The sequence below is a fragment of the Gemmatimonadota bacterium genome (assembly GCA_026706845.1).
In the GTDB taxonomy this organism is placed as follows: domain Bacteria; phylum Latescibacterota; class UBA2968; order UBA2968; family UBA2968; genus VXRD01.
Genome location: JAPOXY010000214.1, coordinates 46,273 through 52,595 on the forward strand (window position 1 = coordinate 46,273; position 6,323 = coordinate 52,595).

The following is a 6,323-nucleotide window of genomic DNA, read 5'->3' on the forward strand; positions in this document are numbered from 1 at the left end:
TTTCAGATAATAACCATTCTGCCGATGCACAGACCGGTCTCTTCTCTGTGCCTTCCATCTGTCGCAAAGCTTTATTGCCTCCCGTACAGCGACGAAAAAATCATAAAATCTTGAAAATCAACGTATTTATTCCCATCCAGATCGTATGCAGCGTTATAACCCGCTTCGCCTTCCGCCTTTCTATACCCCTGGGCAAAGAGCAAAAAATCGCTGAAATCAACACGCCCATCGCCGCTAAAATCAATCCTGTGTTTATCCAGACTATTTATCCGTTCCCAAATCCGATAGACAACCCCGCGGTTTTTGACGATCACGTCCGTACCCAGCGCGAGGTAAGGTCCCATATCCGGAAACTGATCCAGCAACTCAAAATACCGGTCGCTGCCAAACCGATACTCAATAACCGGTTCTCCCTCAGTATAACCCGCATCTTTCCATACGCCATCTCTCAAATAAAACGTCTTTATGCCCACCGTATGCACGCCGCCTTCTCGGGAAACCACGTTGGGTGAGGGTGCTGCCACAGCCCCGGCCATGTCACGTGTGGCTTCGGACGCCGCCACTGCATCCGCCCCTTGCTGATCTGTGAATCCGGTTGGAAGCGCAAACGGCCCCGGAGGCGCATCCTCCACAATCAAAAAAGACGTATAGGGCGTAATAATGCCATACGTGCGGCTCAGGCTCACAATTTCGTCAACCAGTTCCTTCACCTCTCCATTCAACCTGATCTGATTCAACAAAAAACCGATCTTTCGCGTTGCCCACAGCCGGGGAAGAAAGTTGTGTTCTGCTGCCTCCCCGGGAAACTCCACTTGACGAGAGAAGGTCATCCTTTCTCCATTGGCCGTGCCCGAGAGCTCGATAGGCGCTGTCCCACTGCCTGCATACCGCCCAAACTGAACAATCTGTGACCCCTTGAACAGATCCGGCAGTACCCGTGGATACATATCGCTTATGGATATCCCGTCATACGTCAACTTCAGTTCCGAAAGCACTGGATGGCTAACCTGCGTGTAAAATGCCGACACCTCTGCCTCAATATCCTCTCCCGGTTTGACATAAGCTGACGTGCCTCGGTTCTGGCTACCCAGCAAATCCAAAAGGTGTGTGTTCACGTCAAAACCCACTCCAAATGCAAATATCCGCGCCGCCAGGGCATTGCGGGTCTGTACCTCTTTCAGGATTTCTTCATTCTCCGTCACTCCGACGGTTGCGATCCCGTCCGTCATAAACAGCACCATATTCAGGTAATCGTCGCCCTTAAGCTGATTCAGTGCCGCTACCAGTACTTCGTGAATATTGGTACCACCACCCGCATCCAGCATATTCACATAAGCAATTGCAGCCGAAGTATTTTCAGAGGTTGCCAGCAGCATATCCGGAGCAAATGACGCGACCAGAGTGCTATAATCAAAAATATTAAACACATCCTGTGAATTCAGGTTGCGCAGCACAAACTTCATAGCCTCCCGGGCCTGTGCCATCTTTTCACCCCTCATACTGCCCGATCGGTCCAGCACCAGCGCAATCCGTTTTTTTGCGGCCTGATCCGCCTGTACCTCCACGCGGGGCGCTGCGAGAAGCATATAAAATCCATCCTGTCCCGCCTCCCGGTACGTCAAAGCATTCATTCCTACGTCATCCCGAGACACACTGTAATAGAGCACAAAGTCCGTGTTAGGCGTGGTCTCTTCGTCCGAATACACCACCGTCACATGGTGGTCGTCTGTCCGCTGAACCTCAATGGGGTGCGAAGGCGAATACACATTCTTGATCGGATCTTCAGAAGCGATCTCAACCTGCACCGATACCACCTTCAGTGGACGTGCTGAGAATTTCTCTGTATTTAGTGGGTACACATATTTTCGCACCTCGTTTCGCTCCCGAATGACCTCGCTGTAGGACAACTGTACCCGCTTTTCCACTCCTGCTACAATGGGGAAAATCCGGGCGCGATAAGCCCCTCGCCCAGCATACTCCAGCAGGGCCGGATCGATCCGCTGTCGCACAATTTCCGTATAAATCCGCCTCGCCTCATCCGCCGGGAGGAGTTCTGCCGCGAGCGCCTTTCCATCTACAAACATCGAAAAAGCCGAAATCGCGGCTCCCTCAGGGATCGGAAACATATAGGTGCCCTCCACTTCCCCAGCTCTTCCCAGATTTAGAAAAGACTGATCAATCTCCGTCACTACCGCCTGATCCTGGATACGCACTTTCACCAGATGCCGCGCAATCGCAAGCTCCACCCACGGTTCGGGGATAATTATTCCGTCTGCCAGAGCAGCCCCTGGCATTAAAGAGAACAGCACCGCCATCACAAATCGCAGCATCTTGACACCTCCTATGTCAGGTTGGGAGCAAACTGTTTCACTCAGACACAAGCAAAACACGTGCCAAAGAACTACTTATCTCCCGTTTACTGCCTGGAGATGGATTTTCAGGAGCCAATCATGTAAAAAACCGGTTTTTTCCTGCGTCTCGGTCGAGATGAGAGGGTTGGAAGAATCAGAAATCTGAATATGCACTCAAAAAACTGAGGGAAACTTAGAGAGAAATCGCGCAGGTGTGCTTGGGATAAACGGCAGGCGCCATTGCGAGAGAATTCTCATTGCAGTGAAAGTGCGAGAGCGTAGTCGCCCTGAACTTGCTATTTATCCATAAGACAGTATATTGTCTGTATGCGTTACTATAAATTTCCACAGGACTGATTATGACCATCAAATATTCTCTTCGCGAACCCATGGCTCCTGGCAACACCCTGATGGAGAAATTCCAGACCCTCAAAGAACTCGGCTTTTCCGGCATTGAAATCACCAATAGCAGCACCGCAGATTTTGCAGATGAGATCAAAGCAGCGTCAGACGCGACGGGTATCGTGCCCAATATCTGCTCTTCCCGGGGCGGTAAAGGTCTGCTTGACGCGCGCCCCCAGGAACGCAACGCAGCCATACAATCCATTAACGACGCCCTGACTCTGTGTACAGAAGTCGGCGGTGTAGGCGTGATTTTTCCACCGCTTATCGGCATCAAAATGGGTGGAGGCCAACGCATTCCCGATCTTTCTCCCCTGTACAGCACATCTACACTCGAAAAAAATCTCCTCACCGAAATTCTCAAACGAGACATCGCACCGCATGCCGAGGCGTGCGACAGTCTTCTGATCATAGAACCCCTGAACCGCTACGAACAGTGGTGGCCCTGCACGGTAGCCCAGGGCGTTGAAATCTGCGAAGCCGTGGGCAGCCCATCTATCGCCACCATGGCCGATCTCTTCCACATGAGCATCGAAGAAGCCGACCTCGCCGAAGCTATCCGCGCAGGGGGCAAACACATTGCCAATGTGCATCTCGCCGACAGCAATCGCATCTTACCCGGCTATGGACACACGGATTTTGGTCCCCCGCTCAAAGCACTGTCCGACATCGGCTACGAGCATTACTGCGGCTTTGAATGCAGCATCCCTCCGGGCGATGCTAGAGAAGAACTCCGAAAATCTATGGATTATCTCAACAGCCACTTGTAGTCCAAACACAAGATCCCAAAACTGGAGGTATTGTCATGTCTGAACCCTCAGAAAAAAGCCTCAAAAGAATGCAGATATACACGGAAAAATACTGGGAGAAAACCGGGACATCGCCGCATCCGACCCGAGAAGTTGCCGACACAGTCATCTGCGGTCTTGCAGAAAACATCGATGAACTGGGCCGTCCGCTTTGCCCCTGCAACTTTTATCCCGACAAAAAGGCCGAACTCGAACGCAGCCGCGAATGGGTCTGCGCCTGTGACGAAATGAAAATCTTCAAATACTGTCACTGCCTGCTCTTTGTCACCCCCGAAGGCATGCCCATTACCGAATACTTACCCGAAGATCACGAAGGCCGCCAGGTCTATGGCCTCATAGAAGACCCCACCCCGGACAAGGGACGCGAACTGCGCCGCAAAGCCGATGAAAAAATCGCCGAATGGAAGGCAGAAAAAGAATAATCTTCGACAAAACCCACCTCCCCCCCGCTCAATTTGAATGCGTGGTCATTGCCGACACGCATTACATGATTGACGTTGGCGACCGCCCCCTCGAATTTGAATCGCGCCGCGTGCAAACCCAGCGCGCCGGCACAGCCCTGCAACAGGTCGCAGATATTGGGGCAGACTTTGTCATCCACATGGGCGACCTCGTCCAGGAATATCCCGAAACGCCGGACTTCAAACGCGCGATGCTCGAAGCGCGCGATCAGATATGCGCCTGCAATATTTCTCCCCACTATGTCGCCGGCAATCACGATATCGGCGACAAAACCGATCCCACCATGCCCACCCATGCGGCAACCGCGGAATCGCTCGCGTTCTTCCACGACCTCTTTGGCCCCTCCTGGTACAGTTTTGACCGCGACAACTGTCACTTTATCGTACTTAATTCTCAGATCCTCAACTCAAAACTCTCTGAAGCAGACGGCCAGTGGGAATGGTTTGAATCCGACCTTGAAAAACATAAAAATCAGCGGCTCTTCCTCTTTTTTCACCTCCCCCTCTATCTCTGGGATAAAAATGAGCCGGGATTGGGACACTACGACAATATCAGCCCACCTGATCGAGACCGCCTCCTCGTATTGATTCAAAAATACGGGATCGAACTCCTCTTCGCGGCACACGTACACTATCCCTTTTACGACAAAATCGGCAAAACGCGTTATCTTATCACCCCCTCCACATCCTTTACGCGCCCGGGATTCGGCCATCTCTACGCCAGCCCTCCCCCACCCGAACAAGGGCGAGATGACACGGGCAAGTTGGGATTTTATCTCCTCCGCATACGCGCCGATCACACCGACATCCACTTCATTCGCACAAAAGGCAAAATAAAACGCCCTGCCCGCGACCGCCTCATCACCTGCACATCTGCCACTCTATCTTCTCCCATTGGACTCACCCTTCGCCACCCCATCACGCCCATTTCGGAAGTCCCAATTGCATATCCCTCTGTCATACGTCAAAAAGTGCGCAATGACCAGCATCTTCTGGCCTGTATAGAACTCGGCGCCAAATTTGCGCGCTTTCCCTGGCGCGACCTGCGAGATCCCTTTCAGCGCACGCGCCTCAAAATGCTCTGCTCCGAAGGGATAACGCCCATTGCCACATTCCTCGAACCGCGCATCGCCTCATTGCCCGAACACATCAAAGCCAACCTCGATCTCATACAGAACTGGGAAATTCAGATATCTGATCCCGCGCAACTATCCGATGAAGTTTGCGAGACACTCGACCAATGCACAAGACTCGCAGAACTCTCTATTTGCCCGATCATCCCCAATGAACGCGTACACGGCAAACAACACCTGCGAACCCGAATGGGTTATCACCTCGACGAACTCGAGAGCCCGAACGCGACCCTCCAAAACGCCGATATTCACCTTCAGCGCGTCATCTGTCGCGTACCGCCCACCGAATCGCCCTGGACCTATATCCAATCCCTTAGCGAACGCAACTACTCGAATATCGGTCACATCGACATCTCACTCGAATTAGACACGCAGAACGACAGCACCAACGCCCGCCGAATTGCCGAAGCCACGTTTGCCATTGTCCGCCTACCAGATGCACGCCTATTTGTCGATCCACTCACCGACTTTGACCGCACAATGGATGTCACACATGGATTGCTCGACCCCCTCTGCAACCCCCGCGCATCTTTTCACACCCTGCGTTGTCTCAACACGCTCCTCAACAGCCCCGTTCACGGCACCACCTTTACAGATCCCGCCGAACAAATATGCGAAAACAATCGCGTCCTGTATCTCAACAACACCCATCGCCAACTCGCACTCGTACTACCTGCCCGAGCTATTTTTGATCTCAACACCCTTGATTTTTCACTCGACACCAGCCCTGTTTGCATCTATCATCTATGCACGGGAGAAACCGAAACAGTGTCTCGCGACAGCCAGATCGAAATACGGGATACCTTGCCGTTATTAGTGGTTGGGCAGGCTTGACTGCTGGAGGCCATTATGAAATCAAAAAATCAGCGCTTTGAATCCAATTATCCACTCGATGCAGATCAAATTTCCGAATGGGTAGAACAATTTAACAGAGACGGATTTCTATTTATCGAAAATGTCTTAAAAGAAGAACACATCGCACAACTCAAAGCGGATCTCGACTGGTCTCTCGCGCATTTTACCAGCCGGGACAAAGACCCCAATAGCAAGCTCAACCCACAAAGCAGCAAATCCAGCCACCGCCTGTGCCATCGCATGTTCGAGCACAGCCCGGCCAATCTCAACCTATTTGACCTCGAACCCATCGTCAGCTTTGCCGAAGCCCTC

Annotated in this window: 5 protein-coding genes; 4 read left to right on the forward strand and 1 reads right to left on the reverse strand. The window is 52.2% G+C overall.

All coding sequences use genetic code 11. The features are described 5' to 3' along the window. Nucleotides 1-71: 71 nt before the first annotated feature. The gene (locus OXG87_19575) at nucleotides 72-2,330 is read right to left on the reverse strand and encodes a VIT domain-containing protein (protein MCY3871754.1); all 2,259 of its coding nucleotides are present in this window, start codon (nucleotides 2,328-2,330) and stop codon (nucleotides 72-74) included. A gap of 380 nt (nucleotides 2,331-2,710) precedes the next feature. Between OXG87_19575 and OXG87_19580 the strand changes: the two genes are divergently transcribed. The 4 genes from OXG87_19580 to OXG87_19595 form a co-directional block, all read left to right on the forward strand. Beyond that, entirely contained in the window at nucleotides 2,711-3,523 is an 813-nt protein-coding gene (locus OXG87_19580; protein MCY3871755.1) for a sugar phosphate isomerase/epimerase, read from the forward strand. Between the two features lie 35 nt (nucleotides 3,524-3,558). Further along, complete coding sequence (locus tag OXG87_19585; GenBank protein ID MCY3871756.1) at nucleotides 3,559-3,984, forward strand: ferredoxin:thioredoxin reductase; 426 nt, start codon at nucleotides 3,559-3,561, stop codon at nucleotides 3,982-3,984. Further along, nucleotides 3,963-5,990, forward strand: coding sequence for a metallophosphoesterase (locus tag OXG87_19590; protein ID MCY3871757.1), 2,028 nt, complete (start codon nucleotides 3,963-3,965; stop codon nucleotides 5,988-5,990). Before OXG87_19585 ends, OXG87_19590 begins: the two co-directional genes overlap by 22 nt. Nucleotides 5,991-6,005: 15 nt before the next feature. After that, nucleotides 6,006-6,323, forward strand: a 318-nt coding sequence (locus OXG87_19595; protein ID MCY3871758.1) for a hypothetical protein, incomplete at its 3' end; no start/stop codon positions are given.

Bases quoted from the DNA above. Each gene is read 5' to 3' on its own strand.
- OXG87_19585 (MCY3871756.1), top strand. From the start codon at position 3,559: ATGTCTGAACCCTCAGAAAAAAGCCTCAAAAGAATGCAGATATACACG.
- OXG87_19580 (MCY3871755.1), top strand. From the start codon at position 2,711: ATGACCATCAAATATTCTCTTCGCGAACCCATGGCTCCTGGCAACACC.
- OXG87_19575 (MCY3871754.1), bottom strand. From the start codon at position 2,330: ATGCTGCGATTTGTGATGGCGGTGCTGTTCTCTTTAATGCCAGGGGCT.
- OXG87_19590 (MCY3871757.1), top strand. From the start codon at position 3,963: ATGGAAGGCAGAAAAAGAATAATCTTCGACAAAACCCACCTCCCCCCC.